13 protein-coding genes are annotated in these 19161 nt (G+C 65.0%); 5 read left to right on the plus strand and 8 right to left on the minus strand.

Annotated elements, in window-relative coordinates; translation table 11 throughout:
* Positions 1-155 precede the first annotated feature (155 nt).
* From M3I53_RS25690 to M3I53_RS25705, 4 genes are all read left to right on the plus strand, one after another.
* A complete protein-coding gene (locus M3I53_RS25690) occupies positions 156-1883 on the plus strand; it encodes an FAD-dependent oxidoreductase (RefSeq protein ID WP_254318652.1) in 1728 nt (575 codons plus the stop codon).
* Entirely contained in the window at positions 1883-2830 is a 948-nt protein-coding gene (locus tag M3I53_RS25695) for an NAD(P)-dependent oxidoreductase (RefSeq protein ID WP_254318653.1), read from the plus strand. The genes M3I53_RS25690 and M3I53_RS25695 overlap by 1 nt, the downstream gene beginning before the upstream one ends.
* Positions 2831-3216: 386 nt before the next feature.
* A complete protein-coding gene (locus tag M3I53_RS25700; protein ID WP_254318654.1) occupies positions 3217-3924 on the plus strand; it encodes a transposase in 708 nt (235 codons plus the stop codon).
* Between the two features lie 120 nt (positions 3925-4044).
* On the plus strand, positions 4045-4593 hold the full coding sequence (locus tag M3I53_RS25705) for a DUF488 domain-containing protein (protein ID WP_254318702.1): 549 nt from the start codon (positions 4045-4047) through the stop codon (positions 4591-4593).
* 86 nt (positions 4594-4679) lie between these two features.
* Here the strand turns inward: M3I53_RS25705 and M3I53_RS25710 are convergent, their stop codons facing one another.
* From M3I53_RS25710 to M3I53_RS25720, 3 genes are all read right to left on the minus strand, one after another.
* The gene (locus M3I53_RS25710) at positions 4680-5360 is read right to left on the minus strand and encodes a VIT1/CCC1 transporter family protein (protein ID WP_254318655.1); all 681 of its coding nucleotides are present in this window, start codon (positions 5358-5360) and stop codon (positions 4680-4682) included.
* A gap of 28 nt (positions 5361-5388) precedes the next feature.
* Positions 5389-7140 carry a SulP family inorganic anion transporter gene (locus M3I53_RS25715; protein WP_254318656.1) on the minus strand — a complete coding sequence of 584 codons (1752 nt, stop codon included), beginning with the start codon at positions 7138-7140 and terminating at the stop codon, positions 5389-5391.
* A 269-nt stretch (positions 7141-7409) separates the two neighbouring features.
* Positions 7410-9815, minus strand: a complete 2406-nt coding sequence (locus M3I53_RS25720) for a bifunctional diguanylate cyclase/phosphodiesterase (RefSeq protein ID WP_254318657.1) — start codon at positions 9813-9815, stop codon at positions 7410-7412.
* A 231-nt stretch (positions 9816-10046) separates the two neighbouring features.
* Between M3I53_RS25720 and M3I53_RS25725 the strand changes: the two genes are divergently transcribed.
* Complete coding sequence (locus M3I53_RS25725) at positions 10047-10301, plus strand: hypothetical protein (protein WP_254318658.1); 255 nt, start codon at positions 10047-10049, stop codon at positions 10299-10301.
* A 135-nt stretch (positions 10302-10436) separates the two neighbouring features.
* Here the strand turns inward: M3I53_RS25725 and M3I53_RS25730 are convergent, their stop codons facing one another.
* The 5 genes from M3I53_RS25730 to M3I53_RS25750 form a co-directional block, all read right to left on the minus strand.
* Positions 10437-12431 (minus strand): alkaline phosphatase family protein, encoded by a 1995-nt coding sequence (locus M3I53_RS25730; protein WP_254318659.1) that lies wholly within the window; start codon positions 12429-12431, stop codon positions 10437-10439.
* A 359-nt stretch (positions 12432-12790) separates the two neighbouring features.
* A complete protein-coding gene (locus M3I53_RS25735) occupies positions 12791-14581 on the minus strand; it encodes an FAD-binding protein (protein WP_254318660.1) in 1791 nt (596 codons plus the stop codon).
* Between the two features lie 203 nt (positions 14582-14784).
* Positions 14785-16167 carry a lipopolysaccharide biosynthesis protein gene (locus M3I53_RS25740; RefSeq protein ID WP_254318661.1) on the minus strand — a complete coding sequence of 461 codons (1383 nt, stop codon included), beginning with the start codon at positions 16165-16167 and terminating at the stop codon, positions 14785-14787.
* Entirely contained in the window at positions 16160-17836 is a 1677-nt protein-coding gene (locus tag M3I53_RS25745; RefSeq protein WP_254318662.1) for a glycoside hydrolase family 44 protein, read from the minus strand. The genes M3I53_RS25740 and M3I53_RS25745 overlap by 8 nt, the downstream gene beginning before the upstream one ends.
* A complete protein-coding gene (locus M3I53_RS25750) occupies positions 17823-19109 on the minus strand; it encodes a hypothetical protein (RefSeq protein ID WP_254318663.1) in 1287 nt (428 codons plus the stop codon). Before M3I53_RS25750 ends, M3I53_RS25745 begins: the two co-directional genes overlap by 14 nt.
* Positions 19110-19161 lie beyond the last annotated feature (52 nt).

Here is a 19161-nt window from a genome sequence, read left to right on the forward strand (position 1 = left end):
ACTGCTGTGTCGGTGCGTCGCGTAATACAACAGTGTTTTTTTAGAGACAAAAATCGGGATGCGTCTGAAATTTCTCTGGTTGCGCCGGTGGTTGCACGCGAGCGATCGGCTACTATCGCCGCGGCCCGTTTTCCCTTTCCCATACATAACAGACGATGATCACCGACGCCCGTGAGATTCCCGCCGGCACCACGCTGCGCGCGGACCTGTGCATCGTGGGCGCCGGCGCCGCCGGCATTGCGCTCGCGCTCGCGCTGGAGGAGAGCGGGCTCGACGCGATCGTGCTGGAAAGCGGCGGGGACGCGCCTGAGCCCGCCACCCAGCAGCTGTACGCGGGCACGGTGGCGAATGCGGCGCTTCATCCGCCGCCGGACAACTACCGCGTGCGGCGCTTCGGCGGATCGACCACGCTGTGGGGCGGCCGCTGCATGCCGCTCGACGCGCTCGACTTCGAGGCGCGCGATTACATTGCGCACAGCGGCTGGCCGATCGCGTTCGCCGATGTGCTGCGCCACTACCCGCAAGCCAACGCGCTGTGCGAAGCGGGCGAATTCGCCTATACGGCCGAAGGCGCGTTCGCGGCGCTGCCGCGCCCGATGATCGGCGGCTTTGCCAGCGACGTATTTTCGACGCACACGCTCGAGCGCTTCAGCTGCCCGACCGATTTCGGTCAGCGTTACCGGGCGCGCCTCGCGAAAGGCCGCGTGCGTGTGCTCCAGCATGCGAACCTGTGCCGCTTGCCGATGCTGCCGGGTTCGACGCGACGCGTCGGCGCGGCCCAAGTGCGCGTACTGAACACGACGGGCGCGACGGATGCGACGGGCGGCGCGACGTTCGAGGTGGCCGCGCGCGCCTACGTGCTCGCGGCCGGCGGTCTCGAAGTGCCGCGCCTGTTGCTCAACAGCCCGGGGCCGAGCGGCCGGGGGCTCGGCAACGCCCACGACGCGGTGGGCCGCTATTACATGAGCCATCTCGCGGGCACGATCGGCACGCTCGATCTCGCGGCGGCGCAGTCCGTGTGGCACGGCTACGAGGTGACGGAAGAGGGCATCTATTGCCGCCGCCGCCTCGCGCTGCGCCCGGAACAGCAAGCGGCGCTGCGCGCGGGCAACTTCATTGCGCGCCTGCATCATCCGCGCATTCCGGACGCCGGGCACGGCAATGGCATCCTCTCCGCGCTGTATCTCGCGCGCGGCATCGTGCCGTACGAGTACGCGAAGCGCCTCTACGACGGCACGCCCGAAGGCTATGCGGGCTCCACGCTCGCGCACCTGAATAACGTAGTCGCCGACGCGCCGAACACGGCGCGTTTCCTGTGGCACTGGCTGCGGCGGCGCACGCTGGCCGCGCGCAAGTTCCCCTCGGTGATCGTGCGGCCCGCGAACCTGCGCTTCTCGCTCGACTTCCATGCGGAGCAGGAGCCCAATCCGGCGAGCCGCATCACGCTCGGCGACGAAACCGATGCGCTCGGCCTGCGCCGCATTCATGTGGACTGGCGCTACACGCAACAGGACGTCGCGACCGTGAGCCGCGCGCTCGCCGCGCTCGCGCAAGAGGTCGAGCGGGCGGGCGTGGGCCGTTTCAGCTATGACGCCGCGCAGGTCGAAGCCGAAATGACGCGCTACGGGGCGTATGGCGGCCATCACATTGGCACCGCGCGCATGGGGCGCGACGTGCACACGAGCGTGGTCGATGCCGACTGCCGGCTGCACGAAGCGGACAACGTTTATGTGACGGGCGCCGCCGTGTTTCCGACTTCGGGCCAGGCAAATCCGACCTTGACCATCGTCGCACTCGCGCTGCGGCTCGCCGAACACCTCAAAGGCGCCGCCGATCTCGGCGCGCTGTCCGTTCCCACTGCAATCCAGCCCGAACCCGCGTGATGAAAGCCCGTACTCTCGTTCTCGGCGCGACCGGTTTTGTCGGCCGCCATCTGGTGAAAGCGCTAAACAGTACCGACTGGGCCGAGCCGATTGCCGCCTCGCGCAGGCAAGGCATCGGCCTGCGCCGTGTCGATGCCGCGGACCCCGCGTCGCTCGCCGCGGCGCTGGCCGACGTGGACGGCGTGGTCAACTGCGTGGCAGGTGTGCCGGCGACGATCGTCGCGAATGCGCGCGCGCTGGCTGCCGCGTTGGCGGCACGCGGTGCGCCGCTGCCCGTGGTCCACTTCAGTTCGATGGCGGTGTACGGCGCCGCCGAAGGCCGTATCGACGAAGCGGCGGCACTCGACGCCGCGAGCTCCTATGGCCATGCGAAGGTCGAGTCGGAGCGACTGCTCGCTGCGCTGCCTTCGCTCACGATATTGCGCCCGGGCTGCATCTATGGAGGCGGCAGTCCGCAGTGGTCGGCGCGCATTGCGCAACTGCTGCGCGCGAGGCGGCTGGGCGACCTCGGCGCCGCAGGCGACGGTTGCAGCAATCTCGTCCACATCGACGACGTCGTGCAAGCGGCGCTGGCCGCGCTGCGCAAACCGGCTGCGGGCGCTCAGGCCTACAACCTGGCGATGGCGGATGCGCCGCGGTGGAACGAATACTTCGTCGCGTACGCGCGAATTTTGGGGGTCACGCCCGTGGAGCGGATCGGCGCGCGGCGTCTTGCGCTCGAAACGAAGCTGTGGGCGCCTGCGCTGAAGATTGCCGGGATCGCGGGGCGCAAACTGGGTGGCGTGAAGGTGCCGCCGCCGCTGCCGTCTTCGCTCGCGCGGCTGTGGCAACAGGACATCCGGCTCGACGCGCGCCGCGCGGAGCTGGCTTTTGATATGACGTGGACGCCGTGGCGCGTCGCGCTGCAGGCCGAAGCATTCGTGGCGGCGTCGTCGCGCGCGGACTGAGCCGGTTGGGTTAGGCCGGGGTCCGGCTCGCCGAAGTTTTCGGGCTTCGGCGCGTCCGCTATCGTTCGGAGTACTACTAACGTAATTTATGTGCCACATCGTGCCAGGCTTCGACCGGTTCAGGTGCGTGCCAAGGGAGACCGTGCGCTAGTGTTGCCATGAGTTAGTGGTGCCGGATCGCGGTGCGACGGCTATTCAGCGGCGACATAAAAAAGCGCGCGTTGCGATCCGGCAAATCAGCGAATTGAGGCCATAAAAAAGGCCTGTTCGCGACGCAGACGCGCGAGCGCGGCCCATAGAATTTGATCGTAGATCCACTCACGCAGCGTCAGGCGACCGATACCTGTCGGATCGCTTCCCCACATCGGATTTCCGGTTAATTCAGCATGACACGGCTTGCACGGCACTACGTCCCAGAACAACCGCAGCACGTTATCTTGCAGGGGCTCAAGGGGCCCGCATTCCTCGACGAAGGAGATTACCTTTACTTCCTCGCCTGCCTCGCGGACGCCGCGCGCGTCGCCGATCTCGCAGTCCACGCGTGGGTGCTCATGCCCGACGCGGTGCAGTTCCTCGTCACGCCCTCGTACGAGTCGAGCGTAGCCATGGCGATGCAGGCGGTTTGCCGCCGCTATGTCGAGACCTTCAATCGCCGCCACGGACGCCGCGGTGCGATGTGGCGTGGCGAGTACCGCGCAACCGTGATCGAACCCGACCGCTATTTCCTGCTCGCGAGCCAGGTGATCGATCATGCGCCGGTGCGCAACCGTCTCGTGGCAGAGCCGGGCAACTATCCGTGGTCGAGCTACACGCACCACGTCGGGCTGCGTGTCGACAGGTTCGTCAAGGACCATCCGCTCTACCGCGCGCTCGGCAGTACGCCGTTCGAGCGCAACGAGTCTTATCGCGATCTGGGCGCACAGCCTCTCGACGAAGCCGAGGTCAATAACCTGATGCGGGCGACGCTCGAGGGCTGGGTGCTCGGCAGCGCCGCCTATTGCGAGTGGGCGGCGCAGACCGCCAACCGGCGCTTGATGCCGCTGCTGCTGCGCGACCGGCCGGCCAAGGTTCGCACGACCGGCGCCCACGCATAACGAGCGACGATGGGTTAGCCGCTGCATAGCGAGCGCAATCACGAGCGCGCGCGTCTTTCGTGGAGGCGCATAATGAGCGCTCGGCGAATCATCCAGCTATTGTTCATGCGCAGGCGGGAAGTGACCCTCCCATTCTTCACGATAGGCCATTCCGACCGCACCCTCGACGAATTCATCGGGTTGTTGAGGAGTGCGGATATCGGCATGCTCGTCGACGTGAGAAAAATGCCGAGGTCGAGAACCAACCCGCAATTCAACGAGGAAACGCTGCCCGCGGCGCTTGCGGCATGCGATATCTCGTACGAGCACGAAACCGCTCTCGGTGGGCTGCGCGGAAAATCGCGAACCGTCTGCGCGGACATCAATGGCTTCTGGATCAACAGCAGCTTTCACCATTACGCCGATTACGCGCTTTCCGAAGCATTTCACGCGGCCGTCGATCGACTGGTCGAACAGGGGCACGCGAGGCGTTGCGCCGTGATGTGCTCGGAAGCCGTGTGGTGGCGGTGCCACCGACGCATCATCGCCGACTATCTGATCGCGCGCGGTGAAACGGTTCTACACATCTTGAGTGCGCAACGGCACGAACCCGCGCAACTGACGGCGGGTGCGGTCGTTCGGCCTGATGGATCGATCGTCTATCCTCCGGCGAACCAGGCGAAAACCTGAATTGCCATCCGGGCGATGTCTTCGGCATGCGCGGCTGCCGGGCCGCGAGCGCCAGCATCCGCGGCCTCGCCCATCGCAACCGACGGCTAGCCGCCCAGCGCGATGATCGCCACCGTCAGCACGATCCCAAGCAGCGTCATGGCGAAGCCCGCTTTCATCGCGCCCGCGCCGGTGTAGCGTCCTAGCGCAAAACCGGCAGTGAAGAGCATCGCGAGCGTGAGTACGCGTGAGATGACGAGCGCCACTGTGTGATCCCTCACGAGGATAAAGGGCAGCGCAACGGGGAACGTCGATATGACGACGAGCAGAAAAACGCCCAGTGCCCCAAGGAAGTCATCGCGCTTGAAATGCGCGCGAGGTGGCAGCGTAGGCGCCGCAGCCAGGCGCGCGCGAATCAACTCGAGTTCTTCATCGTCGACGAGCGGCTCCAGCGCCTTCGGCAACGCGGCGCGCAACGCCCGCACCGCAGCGGCGCGTTCCGGTTCGCGCTTCACGGTCAAGGCGAGTGTCAGTCGCTGTCCGCGATCCGCGAGTGTGCGGACAAGATACATAACGGCGTCGGCGAGGCCCCAGGCGAGGTTGCATCCGAGCGCGGCCAGGAACAGTTTGCGGCCGGCGTCCTCGCCCGCTGTGACGGCCTTGACCGCGCCGACGAACGTCAACGCCATGAACAGGCCAAAGCACAGTTCGGTCACGCGCTCGACCGTATTGAGTACGGGCTCGCGCTTTTCGGCCGCGCTCTGCTGTGTCGGAGTAGTGGTATTCATATGGCCTCTTGCAAGAGGAGATGAGCGCTCATGGCGTTCTCTGTCCGGGATGGCTAGTGGCAGACGATACGCCATCGCGCGAAATGACATGCTGCGCCTGCCACCATGCCGCAAGCGCCTGTTCGAGATTGAGAAACATGCGCTCGTGTCCGAGCACGCTGCCGAGCGGCGCTTTCTCGACAACGGCAAACACCTCGGGATTGAGGCCCACGACCCAGACTTCGATCCCACTCTCGCGACATTTCCTCTCCGCCTCGGTCAGCATCTTCAATGCTGTGTACTCCACATCGAATACGGAACGCATATCGAGCGCCATGACCCTGGGGCGCGTCTGGGCGAGGAGCGGCATGATCTTGTGCACGATGTTGGAAGCGTTGAGAAAGAAGATTCGCCCCTCGGGACGCAGGAGCAGCAGTCCGGGAAAGTCCTCGTCGTCCGGATGCTCGTCCGATATCGGCCGGAATACGTTCGTGCCGCGTTTGCGCCGCAGCACGTACACAGGCGGATCGGAGACCTGATGGGCGAGCGCCACGAGCGAAACGACGATGGCGATCAGAATGCCCTGTAGCGTTCCGAGCAGCACGACGCCCACCAGCGCCACGACCGCCCAGACAAACTCGGTACTCCGGATAGCGAGGATCGCGCGAAAATCGGCCGGATTGAGCAGGCCGATCGAATAGACGATCACCACGGCAGCGAGCGTGGCATGCGGCATGAGCCCGATGACGGGCGCGAGCAGCACCATGGTGCCGAGCGTCACGGCCGCGGTGGCGAGTTCGGCCAGTTGGGAGTGCGCACCGGCCAGCCGGTTGACGGCCGTCTGGGTCGTTCCGCCGCCCGCGGGCATCGAGCCGAACAGCGCGCCCAGCGCGTTGCCCAGACCCGTCGCCAGCAGTTCGCGGTTCGGCAGCGGAACGGGTTCCCCGCTGAGCGCGAACGCGCGCCCCGAAGCAATCGTTTCGGTAAAACTCATCAAGGCAATGCCCACCGCCGCCGGCCACAGCGCGTCGATCAGCGAAAGATCCGGCATCACGAACGAAGGCAATCCGGTCGGGATCTCGCCGACGATCTCCACGCCGTACCGCTGCACGCCTGTGAAAGCGACACACGTTATGCCTAGCGCCACCGCAATGAGCGGGGCCGGGGACTTCGGATACCAGTGTTCGAGCGCGACCAGCACGGCGATCGTCAGTGCGCCCATTGCGACCGTCGCCATCGACGCATGGGGAAGGCCCGCGGCGAGCGCAGATACGTTGTGAAAGAACGATCCTTTCACGACGTGAATGCCAATCAGTTTTGGCAGCTGATCGATCACGATGACGACGGCGATGCCGGCCTTGAAACCCGTCAGCACGGGCTCGGAAATGAAGTTCGCGACAAACCCCAGCCTGAGCAAGGCAGCGAGAACGAGGAAGAGGCCGACGAGCAGGGTAAGCGTGGCGGTCGCGACGGCCAGTTGGGCGGCATTGCCGCCCGGTGCAACCTCAGCGAGCGCGGCCGCGCTCAGGATGGCCAGCGTCGCGCTGGTGCTGACGCTCAATGGCCTCGACGTGCCGAAGAGCGCGTAGATCACCATCGGCACGAACGCCGTGTAGAGTCCGGCCTCGACGGGCAGTCCGGCAACGGTCGCGTATGCCATCGCTTTGGGCAATACGACAGCCGCCGCCGTGACGCCCGCGACGATGTCGGGCTTGATCCACGATGTCTGGTAGCCGCGTACCCATTCGAGAACGGGGAGACGAAAGCCGGACTTGCGGTGCGACGTGAACTGATCGCGCATGATGCTGTGGCCTCCACGAACGGGAACACTACCGACGCACGCCTACGTCGAATGGCTCATCGCTTCCTTCCTGTGGGCTACTGCATTCAACACGCTGAAGCGGAAACTAGACGAATCCCATGTCGTGGATCAATCGTCAATCGGACTTTGGTCCTACTGCTGCCAGGGTGACGCGATCCATCACCGTGACGGCCGCATTCGCCTGCTCGATGCCGGTGCGCTGTGTTCGCCGCGAGCAGTCGCACCGCGCGAGCGCGTCGCAGCACGGTTCACGCGGGCAGCGGCACCGGACCTGCCGCGGCATTTGCCGCGATGTCGGCGATCGCGCTGGCGCTCACGGCGTGGCTGTACAGGAAACCTTGGGCATGCGTGCAGCCGTTCTGCAGCAGGAAATCGCGATGGCCGCTGGTTTCGACGCCTTCCGCGATCAGTTCGAAATTGAGCGCTTTCGCCACGGCGATGACGGCAAGCGTGATCGCTTCCGTTTCCGTGTCCTGACCGATCTCGCGCACGAATTCGCGGTCGATCTTGAGGCGATCGACTCGAAAGCGCTTGAGATACCCGAGGCTCGAATAACCGGTGCCGAAATCGTCGATGGCGACGCGCACGCCCATCTCCCGCAAACCGGCCAACGTGCGCGCGGCGAGATCGGGCGTGCGCATGAGCGCGCCCTCGGTCACCTCGAGTTCGAGCAGCGCCGGCGGCAGACCGGAGTCGCGCAGCGCGTGCCTGACCTGGCCCATCAGATCGCCATGTTCGAACTGCAAGGGCGAGACGTTGACGGAGACGCGTATCGGCCGCGCCGGGTCGAGATTCCAGCGCACCGCTTCCCGGCATGCCTCGCGCAGCACCCATTCGCCGATGCCGCGAATCAGGCCGGTTTCCTCGGCGACCGGGATGAACACGGCCGGCGACACGCTGCCGAGTTCCGCGTCGGTCCACCGCAGCAGCGCCTCGGCGCCGATCATCGCGCCCGACGCCATATCGAATTGCGGCTGGTAAAGCACGGTCAACGCGCCGTTGCGGAACGCCTGGCGCAGTCGCGTCGAAATACGCAAGCGCGAGGTCGCGGCTTCGCTCAGTTCCTGGCGATAGAACTGGTACTGATTGCGGCCGTTCTGCTTGGCCAGATACATCGCGGCGTCGGCATTGCGCACCAGCGCGTCGGCATCGTCGCCGTCGGCGGGGTAGAGGCTGACGCCGATGCTGGCCTCGATGAAGAGTTCATGGCCCGCTACCTGGATCGGTTCCGTCATCGCGGCGAGCAGCGCATCGAGCAGCGGTTCGAGCAACGCGGCGGCGCCGTCGGCGATGACCATGAATTCGTCGCCGCCATAGCGCGCCACCGTCCCGCGCTCGCCGACGACGCGCTCGATGCGCCGCGCGATCTGGGCCAGCAGCGCGTCGCCGATGCGGTGGCCGAGCGAGTCGTTGACCTCCTTGAAATTGTCGAGATCGAGGAAGATCATCGCGAGCGTCTTGCCCGTGCGGCTCGCCTGTTGCAGCTCGCGCGTCGCACGCTCGTCGAAATATTTGCGGTTCGTGAGGCCGGTGAGCGCGTCGTATTCGGCCCGGTGCCTGAGTTCGGCCTGGGCGGCGAGCTGCGCCGTGACGTCCTCCATCACGCAAAGGGTCGCGCTGCGGCCGTCGAAATCCGTTTGCAGCTGGAACACGTTCATCGAGCGCAACTTCCCGCTTTTCGTTCGGTGTTCCCAGATGGCCGTGCCGTCGTCCTGGGCGCGCGCGTGCGAGAACGATGCCCCATGCAGCGCGGTCTTGTTCATGCGCAGGTCGGCAAGCGTCAGCTCGAGCATCTCGCTCGCGCGATAGCCCAAGGCCTTCGCCGCCATGTCGTTGACGGCGACGAGCCGCATGGACGCGTCGTCGACAATCCAGATCGGCAGCGGGTTGAGCTGAAAGAGGCGCTTGTACTTCTTGCGGTTGACGTCCGCCGTCTGGAGCGCTTTGCGCAACGATTTCGTGATGCGCGCGTTGCGGCGCAAAAAGGCCAGCAGCAGTAACGCCGCCGCCAGTCCCGAGCCGAGCAGGAGCGCCGAGGCCATTTGCGAATCACGCGACGCCCGGGTGACCGACCGGTCGAGATGCGCGTCTTCGTCCATGCGGATCTCGCCGATTTTCTGCATCGTCTGGAAAAAGCGCGCGTCGAGTTCGCCCAGCGACGGCGTATCCATCGTCACGCTGCCCGGCTTGAGCATGGAGTACATCGCGAGCCGGTTGCTCAGTGCACCCAGATGGCGAATCATGTCCTTCAGCTCATCGAGCAGGGCGATGCAGCGCTCGCGGCCTTGGCAGGTCCGCTGCGCCGCGTTGGCGTTATCGATCAGTGCCGGAAGCGGATAAATGTAGGCGGCGCGCCGATAGAACGGCCGCGTGCCGATGACCGTGTAGAGCTGCTCATGCTCGTCGAGAAGCGCGTTCTGCAGTTCGTCGAGGTCCCGCTTGGCCGATTCGACGGCACGCTGCTGCGCGAGCGCATAGCGCTGCTCATGAGATTGCCGCAGGGCGATGACGGTATTCAGGGCGATCGCGGACAGGATCGCAACGAGCGCCAGCGGCGCGACCAGCCGTGTTTTTTGCGTGCTCCATGCGTGAAGCACGCGCCATGGCCCGATGGGCGCCGGCCACGCGGCCGGATTTCGTGCGCCATCCCCCATCTTGCTGTCTCCACGCTGCATATTCGTCACCCCGCGCCCACAATCAATGCAATTGACATATCGACAAAGATCCGCGCAACTTGAGGGCAGGCAATCGCTATTTCGCCAGGGCGAATGGGGGGCAGGAGGAGGGCGGCCGGACTGTCCTGGCGCTTAATTGTGTGCAGTCACGTTAGTATTCCGACGCTCACGGACGCTAAAGTTTGTGTGCCGGCCGCCGAAAATCCCAGCATGGCGCACGAACAACCCAAACCACCGCAAGACGATCCGATCCGGGCAGAAGCACGGGCGCTGGAAGCCAGCATCCGCGCAATCAGACAGGCACAGGGCAAGCGGAATCCCGAAGACTGTGTGCCGGGCAGCCAGGAATCTTTCGCGGTCATGGAAGCGTTCGTGCGCGATGTCGGGCGTGTGCTCGCGCTCGACATGCTCGAGCGCGAAAAGGGCAACGACATCGATCCGAACGGGGCGGGCTCGACTGGTTAGGCGAGTAGCGCAACAGACGCTCTGCCACGACGCGGCCATTCGGAACAATGGCCGGGAGCGCGCCGACGGTCCGCCAGCGTTTTGGGTGCAAGGACTGAGGACCGACGGCGTCTTCGGTGTGCGTCCTGACGGCGATCAGAACGGGAACATGCCAGCCGCGCCCTCGTTGCCATTGCCCGCTCCGGACTGCGTGGCGGGTTGGAACTGGAAGGCACTGAACAGGTCGCCGATCGCTGGCGCGTTCGTCGGTACGTACGGGCTCGCGGGCAACTGGACGGGATTCGGAAGATTGTCGCGACTGCGCGCCGTGATCGGTCCCAGCGACCAGTTGTGTTCTATAAATTTCACGAGCGACACGTGATCCGAATAGTCGTGAACGACACGACCGCCGCGCGAGTACGGCGACACGACGATGAGGGGAATACGCGGCCCGTCACCGAAGAAGTCCACGGGTTGAATGTAGCCGGAATCGTAGTAGCCGCCGCCCTCGTCGGTCGTGATGAAGATCGCAGTGGAGGCCCACAGCGCGGGGTTCGCCTGAACGGAGTCGATGATCTTGTGCACGAACCCTTCGTAAAGACCGAACTTCGAAGAAGACGGATGCCCATCGAGTAGTCCGCCGGGCTTCACGAACGACACCGCGGGTAGCGTGCCGTTTGCGATGTCGGAATACAGGTTGGGCGTGTCCTGAAGATGCGCGGCCACCAGCGACGGATTGGTCATGATCGCCGTTTCATAGAGAAACGGATTGCAGATATTGCAGTAGACACTCGTTGAAGGACTGCTGACGAATGTCTTCCAGCCTTCGCCGTAGTACTTCCAGGAAATATTGTTCTCGAGGAGCGTATCGGCGATCGTGCGCACCGGTGAAGGTGGAATGGTGAACGTACCCGTGTTGACGGTGCCGTCACCGTTGTAGCCGGGGTTGTAGTTGTTCAGCAGATAGTACGTGCTGGGCGCGCAGTTGGCATTGGGGTGATAGGGCAGGCTATCGAGATATTTTCGTATCGCGCCTACGCCAGGCTGCTTCGGATCGGAGCAATTGCTATACGTTCCGCCTGAGTAGCCGTCCTGTGCGTACCAGTTGTTGGTACCCGGTTGCGGCCGCGGGTTTTCAATCTCGTTCTGGGGCGGCGTCGCCGGATTGCCTTTGCCGTCCGTGTAATAGAGCGCATCGGCCGTTCCGATCATGATGCTGTTCGCGCCCGTGCCGCCCATCACCGGCTGGTGATAGTTGTCGCTGATCGTGTAGTGACGCGCGAGATCCGTGAAATAGGGCATATCGCCGGTATTCACGTTATAGAACCCGAGTGCGGTCGCGCCTTCGTTGGTCGACTGATCGGTGAAGTGGGCCGCTTGCGCATTGCCATTCGATCCGGCGCCGATCGACACTTCGACCCACGCAAAGAGATCCATCTTGCAGCCGCTCGGATTATCGAGGGTCGCGTGCGCGATATTGCAGTCCGACTGCTGCCAGTTCTGGTAGAACCGATGCACCGGACTGTTCATGTACTGGTCGTAGTTCGGACCCACACGCGAGATCTGATAGGGGCCGCTTTGCAGGTTGTACAGGTTCGATCCAAAGCGCGCGTCGGGCTCGTCGTTGGGGAGGCCCGTTGCGCCCGTCGTCAAATGAACGACATCCTTTGATTCGAGGGCGTCGCCTTCGGCTGCCTGCGCAGCCGCCAGGGTCGCGAACGGCGGAGGTTTCGCGTCGCTCGCGGCGGTCGGGGCCGAGCCTGTGTTCGGCGCCGGCAGCGTCGTGTAAGGTTGCTTCGACGTTGGGCTGGCGTCGAACCGGGAGGGATTCGTGGCCTTGGCCATGTATTGCTCGGCGATCTTGAAGTTGGGTCCGGGTCCCCCGTCAGCCCGGATGATGCCTCTCGACAGAAGGTTCCATATGGTCTGGCCCGCGCGCGGCTGATAAGCGCCAAACACGTGATCGAACGTTCGATTTTCGCCCACGATGATGATGACATGCTTGATCGGTGTTGCCGTGGCAGAAGATGTATTCGCTGTGGACTGGCTATCGGCAGCAGAGCAGTAGAGTGCCGCAGCTGCTAGCGAAACTGCCGCAAGCAAGGCAGGAACGGCGGGCCGTTGATGTCTGGATCTCGATGTCTGGCGCATGTGTCTCTCCATTGAAGCGTTGCACTTCATTGCATGACGGTGGGGCGGCGATTGCGTCACTTCAAATCATTACGGCGTGTTACTCGCTGGAAAGCTAGACCTTCCACATGACGTTCAGGAGGCGGCAGTAAGTCGGTTCTGTGCAGGTCACGTGACCGCGCCTACGATTTACCTTCAGGGAACTTTCGGTTGATGCAAGGACGTTGGCTGTGCCGGATGACAGGCGTCCTGCGAGGCGGGTGCGTGATCTGGCGACGTGAGGGAATAAGGGACAGCCCTATCTGCGCGATGAGTCGCGGGAAATGCGGGTATTTATTTAGCCAGGCTAATTAATAAGTCCACGCCCGCCAGCGCAACGTTCACGTCCGTACGGGCGTAAAACCGTCGGGACTCCAGTCCTCGCTGCCCACGCCGTGATGGACGTAAAAGAAACCTTCCGGATCGTAGCGATCCTTGATCGTTTTCAGCCGCGCGTAGTTGACTCCCCAAAACGCCTCGCGCCAATCGTTGCGAAAAAAATCGGTCTCCGAAAGATAGGAGCCGCTTTGCGGCGACAGCGCCTTGAGAATCGCCGCTGCCCTGGCGATATTTTCGGCGTTGCGATGTGCCTGCGCCATGTCAGGCGCGGGGATGGGCAGGCCCGGAAACGGCGGCGGGCCGCCAGTGGCGACGATCATCAGGCCAAAGGCGTCGGCGACTCCTGGATTCGTCGCACAGTGGCGCGCCTGCTCGTTCACTTCCGGCGGCGCGCCCGCGAGGCCCTTGTTGAAATGCAACTCTACGGCCTGAAATTGGGCTGCCGCCACGAAGGCGTCAACGAGCCGTCCGCGTTGCGCCGGTTCGAGAAGGGCCGCGGGCAGCCATTGCGACTCGTAGCCGTGCAGGAAGGCGGAGGCCTGCTCGCCATCGCCTCGCCACCAGCCATGGTTGTGCGCGGCGCCGGCGCGTGGGTCGGGCACGAGTCCCGGGTTGGCTTCGACGTCCCACCAGCGACGCGACGGGCCGGCGCCGACGCGAGGTCCTTCGTCGAAGGTGAAGCTTGCCGGCGAGGCGCGCACCCAATCGATGAAAGGCGCCCAGGCTGACTTGGCCTGATGGTCGTCGAGGCCCTGGCTTACCATCGCTACCTCGATCGCGTCGCTGTGAAAGATGTAGCGCTCGCCCCACGCAGGGTTGAACAGATGCTCTGCATAGTGATCGATCAGTTGCGCAGCGAGCCGCCGGTAAGCCTCAGGCGATGAAGTCTTGACCTTGTACCTGGCCCAGCCGAAATTTTCGGGCAGGTCGTGGGTCTGCAGCGTGAGCCTCGTCACCACACCGAAACTGCCGCCACCGCCCCCTTTGAGCGCCCAGAAAAGGTCGGGCTCCTGGCATGCGTTGACCGTGCGGACAACGCCGTCGGCGGTGACGATTTCCGCCTGGAGCAGGCTCGCGGCCGCGAGTCCGTAGCGCTTCGAGTGGGACCCGAAGCCGCCGCCCAGAACGAGGCCGGCGACGCCCACGGTCGTGCATCCGCCGCCCTGAACGTAGCGTCCCGCCTGCGTCGTGACGGCGGTGTAGACGTCGATCCACATGCAGCCGGCCCCCACCGACACAGCCTGTTGTGGCGGGTTCGAGCAGCCGGACGGCACGAACGCGTCATGGAGTTCGACACGGTTCATCCTGCGCGTCCAGATCAGCAGGGAATCCGGCGCGTTCGAGCCGCCAAGGTAGCTGTGACCGCCGCCTTTCACCACCAGGCGCAAGTTGTGTCGACGTGCGAAATTGACGCCCGCGACGACGTCCGCGCTCAAGCGGGCCGCCACTGCGTAGGCGCTTGCGTGCGCCGTCCATGCATCGAGCCAGCCGGCGATCTGGGTGGCGCCGGGATCGTCGCCGAGCGCGAACGGGTTGCGCGCTTCCTTGATTCTTGCGAGGCACGCTGGTGCGTCGGGCGCTTGCGCGCAGGTCTGCCAGATCGTGGTGGGTCGCAGCAAATTTCCGCCGACCGCCTGCCTCAACGCCTCCCATTCCAGTGCTTTCGGCCACGCGGGATCGCTGGGCCGGATGCGACCTGCGCGACCCGCAGCGGGCAGCGCGCCAGCGAAACTCGCGGTAGCGGTGAGGCACGGCAAAGCGACAACCCCCTTTAGCAGGCAGCGTCGTTTCATGACGTTTCTTCTCCTCGCGACGGGTGAAACGTTCAGTTTTCCAGATTATGATGCAGCGCTGCCAGAGTCCGCCGAAGCGCTTGCAGAAGGGTCGGGCGTTCATGATATCAGCGCCGTGGCGCCTGCGCTCGCCGGGGCCTATTCGCGTGGGAACGGCGTGTCGTTGAAAGCGCAAGCAGTTGAAGACGGCGCTGCCCGACGATCTAGGCGTCCTGTTCCCCGTCTTGCGCCGCGCTGCGTCGCGGCACGCGCCCGAGTATCCATCCCCCGAGCAATGCGAGTGGCAACACGCCCAGCAGCCGGTGCGCCGCCCACGCTGCCAGCGCACCGTTCACGGCAATGGCCAGTGATGCCGCCGCCGCGGCCCCGACGCTGCCGCCCATCGGCGCGAGTACGGCGAGGCCCACGAGCAGCACGGCGACCGAGTAGAAGTTGATTCGGTACAGGACGGAAGTGTGGGCGGTCATGCCCAGCAGTTCGGGCATGGCGGTAAAGCATGCCGCGGCGATCTGGCCGAGCGCGAGCACGCGCAACGCGGCCGCGCCGCCGCCGAAGCCCGGCCCGAACAGGCGCAGCAAGTGTTCGGGAAAGAGCAGCATGCAGAGCGCGGCGGGCAACGCGAGGCACAGCACGAGGCCCGCCGCCTGGGCCGCGCTTTTATCGAGCCCATGCCGGTCGTTGCGCGCGAAAAGGCCTGCGAACTTCGGCGCGGCCATGCCGGTCACGCCGCTGATCAGCAGATTGATGACGAGCGCGAGACGCCACGCCAGCGCGAAGAGCCCGGTCTCGCGCGACGAGGCGACGATGCCGAGCACGATGGCGGGCGCCGAGGTGATCAGGAGCTTCGTGAATTCCAGCGTGAAAAGCGGCAAACCTGCCTTGAGCAAGCGCGGCGCTTCGGCTGGCGCTCGTGCACCGGCAGGCACGCCGGCGAGAAAACGCCTGAGGAGAAACGCGCCGGTCAGCGCGGTGAGCGTGAAGCTGGCGGCGATCAGCATCAGCGTGCTGGCGACGCTCATGCCGTGCGTCAGTCCGAGCGGGATGGCGACGGCGCAGAAGATCGCGGGCCAGAGCCAGGAATAGATCATCTGGCTGCAGCCCACGCGCTGAAGTCCGGCAAGCGCCCCCGCCATTGCCGCGCCGAGATTTTGCGGAACGAATGAGAGCGCGCCGAGCGCAAGCGGCCAGGCGAGATCGGGCTTTTTCAGCACGTCGTGCGCGAAGGCGAACGCGCCCGCGCCAAGCGCAATCGAAATGGCCGTGGAGGCGAGCAGCACCAGCCACAGCGCGCGACGGATGGCCGGCCGCACGGCGCGCGCCTCGCCCGCCGCGAGGGCCATCGCGATCTGCCGCGTGAGTGCCTGGTCGATGCCGAGGCGCCCGAACCCCGCGAGCGCCACCATCGTGCTGAACACAATATAGAAGTCGCCTGTACGCACCACGCCCAGCATGGCGGCGATCAGCAGATGGAAACCGTAGCGGCTCGGCAGGTCGAGCAGACGAACGCCGAGGCTCACGAGCGAGCCCCGGATCATCGAGGCGCCGTTCTGGCGCGCGGGCATGCGCGCTTCGCCGGCTTCACTCATGCTGCGCCTGAGCGCCGCGCAGTACGAACAGCGTCACGCTCTGCGCGGGCAGGCTCGCGCGCAGCGTGCTGTCCTGGTAGCGCGCGTCGGGCATGCGGAACAGCTGGTTGTTCGCGAGCCGCCAGGTTTCGGCCACGCCGCTCGCCGCAAAATGATCGAGCGTGACGGCGGCATCGGCGGGGCGGTCCAGCTGCTTGTTGATGACCACGAGCGTCAACGCGTGGTCGCGCTCGCGCAAGGCGGCAAACGCGGAAACGGCGTCCGGGTCGGGCGCGTTCGCGGCAATGCTGGTGGCGCCGAATGCCGCGCCGTTGCCGTCGTAGTTGCGGTAGAGCTTGAATGCCTTGTACACCGGCATCGAAGGATCGAGCGTGCCCCAGCGCGTTGCCATATCCAGCCCCTCGCGGCCGAAAATGCCGAGCACGTCGGCCTGGGCTGTCGCGCCGTTCATCAGCGTGTCGCCGCCCCAGTTGTATTCCGTAATGCCGATGGGCGTGCCCGGGTAGTAGTACGTATCGACCCAATGGCGCATCAGCGGGATCAGCGCGACGACGCTGTTGATCCACGTGGGGTCCTTGTAGTTCGGATCCCACAGGTCGCGCGTCGAGCGGTTGCGCATGAGCGCGACGGCCTGCGAGTTCGTCACGCCCGTCTCGGCGTATTCGCCGCCCTGCGGGTAGAAGTGCAGGCTGAACACGTCGACCGGATGCCCCGCCGCTTTCCATTGCGCGAGCAGCCAGGGCACGTACGGCATGCCTTGGGTTTCGCCTGTGCGGTCGGGCGCGTGATCGAGGCCGTGGTCCGCGGCGTACTGCTGGTCGAAGCCGCTATAGAAATAGCCCTGCCAGCCCCATTCTTCCGGCGCGACGATCTGCGCGTGCGGGTCCGCCGCCTTAACGGCGCGCCCATAGGCGATCACCTTGCTGGCGATCTCGCTCGCATGCGCGCCCGTGGGGTGCACGTCGCGGTGAATGAGTTGCCAGAGGCTTGGCTCATTGTCGAGCGCGTAATAGCGCACGCCGCCCCCGCTCGCGCCGCCGAACTGCTTGACGAGATCCGCTACGCGCGCCTGCTCGTTTTGCGGGTCGTCGGGCGTCGAGGCGTCGTTCGCGTCGTTGCCGGCAATGGGCTTGTCGCCGGGCGCGACGCCGTTGCCGGCGTCGGCGTGGCCGTTCACGTCGTGATTCGGCTGCGGGCCGTATTTGGCGATCGAGAAGCTCGCGAGCGTCTCGCGCGCCGGCCCGAGTTTCGCCACACGGCCGAGCATCGGAATGGTCACGATGGGCGTGGCGCCCGCCGCCTGGGTGAGCGCGACGAAGCGCTCGCCGAACTGGTCGTTGATATCGGCGGGATTGACGGCGAGGCTCTCGAAATACCAGTCCTTGCCCGCGTTGCGTGCGTCGAGGCGCCAGTTATAGGCCGAGGCGCTGTTGCCGCCCGAGCGGTTGATGGGCGCGCGCAGGTCTTGCAGGACGGCCGTCGTGCCGAAGTTGATGCCGTAAATCAGCGGGCTGATGGGGTGCCGGCCGGCGGCGGCGTCCACGGAGATGGCCACCGGCAAGGGGGTGCCCGAGGTCGCGTCGGTGCAGGCCGCCGCGCCCGACATGAGCAGCGCGCCGACCAGCAGCGTGTGCAGGTTGGGGCGCTTGATGCGCTTAAAGCGAGGCATGGTGAACCTGCAGATCGGCATGGTCGTTGGAATCGCCGCCCAGCTCGCCCACGCGCCAGATGTACGCGAAGATCGCGAGAATGACGGCGGTCTCGCCCGGCGTGAGGGTAGGCGGGTAAAAGAATGAAATGAGCAGGACGTAGACGAGATAGTCGAACAGCGCGCCGAGAAAATCGTCGTCGACCTTCTTGCGCAGGCGCCGGTAGAACACGATGCCGCGCAGCTGGAAGAACAGGATGATGAGCGCGCCGATCAGGCCGTACTCGAACACGATGCCGAGCCACGTAATGTCGGCCAGGAAGAAAAAGTGGTGAAAGTAATCGATCAGGTTGTCCTTGCTCGTCGAGCTGATCGTACCGACGCCGAAGAGCCAGCGCATCGGCTCGCTGCCGAGGAACTTCGTGGCGAGCATGATGGTGACGCGGCGCGTGTCGAAGCCCGTGCTCGCGTCGGTGCTGAAGGTCGTGGCGAGGTAGCCCGCCGAGAACACGGCGACGAGCGCCACGGGCGCGGCGAGCAGCAGCAGAACGCGCGTGCGCATGCGCGACCAGGCGAAGGTGTTGATGAAGAGCACGCCCATGATGCCGATGACCATGGCGCGCGTCTTGACGATCAGCAGCGTGACCGCGAACGCGACGACCACGCCGAACAGATAGCCCGCATGCTTTTCGAAGAAGGCGCGCCGGTAGCAGAAGAACAGCAGGATCAGCGGGAAATACATCGACATACGGATGCGATGGCCGCGGTTGTCGCTGCTGAAAAAGGGCGACTGGCCGATCACATACGACTCCTGGTACCAGTCGGAGGGCACCACGGCCCAGAGAACGATCAGCACCGCGAGAATGACGACGCCGAGCACCAGGAAGCCGCGCTCCAACTCGCCGAGCGTGGGTTTGAGCGTGAGGAGCAGCGCGAGAAACGAGAAGAAGTACAGCACGGGCAGCAGTTTCACCTGCGCCGTGATGCTCGTGAAAAACCCTTCGTGGAAATAGAACATGGCGGCGAAGCTCGGCACCAGCAACAGCCACGCGAAGCTGATGAGGATTTGCCGCGTCATGGGAAAACGCGGTTCGCCGCCCAGACGCAGCACGGCGGGCAGCGAAATGACCGGCAGCGCCTTCGAGAGCGCCCAGAGCGGCACGAGCGTGCTCAGGTAATGGAAGGTCTGGCCGAAGAGCGGCAGGAGCGCGAGCAGCCACCACGTGACCCGCCACCTGGCGGGCTCGCTCGAAAAGACCGGGGCGAGCCCGGTGGTCGTGGTGGCGGTTTGCATCGCGTTCGCTTCGTTTGCCCGGTCGTCGCAAACCATCTGGCGGTCCAGGTTC

Origin of the sequence: Paraburkholderia sp. CNPSo 3272 (genome assembly GCF_024206495.1) — a bacterium.
Taxonomy (GTDB): Bacteria; Pseudomonadota; Gammaproteobacteria; order Burkholderiales; family Burkholderiaceae; genus Paraburkholderia.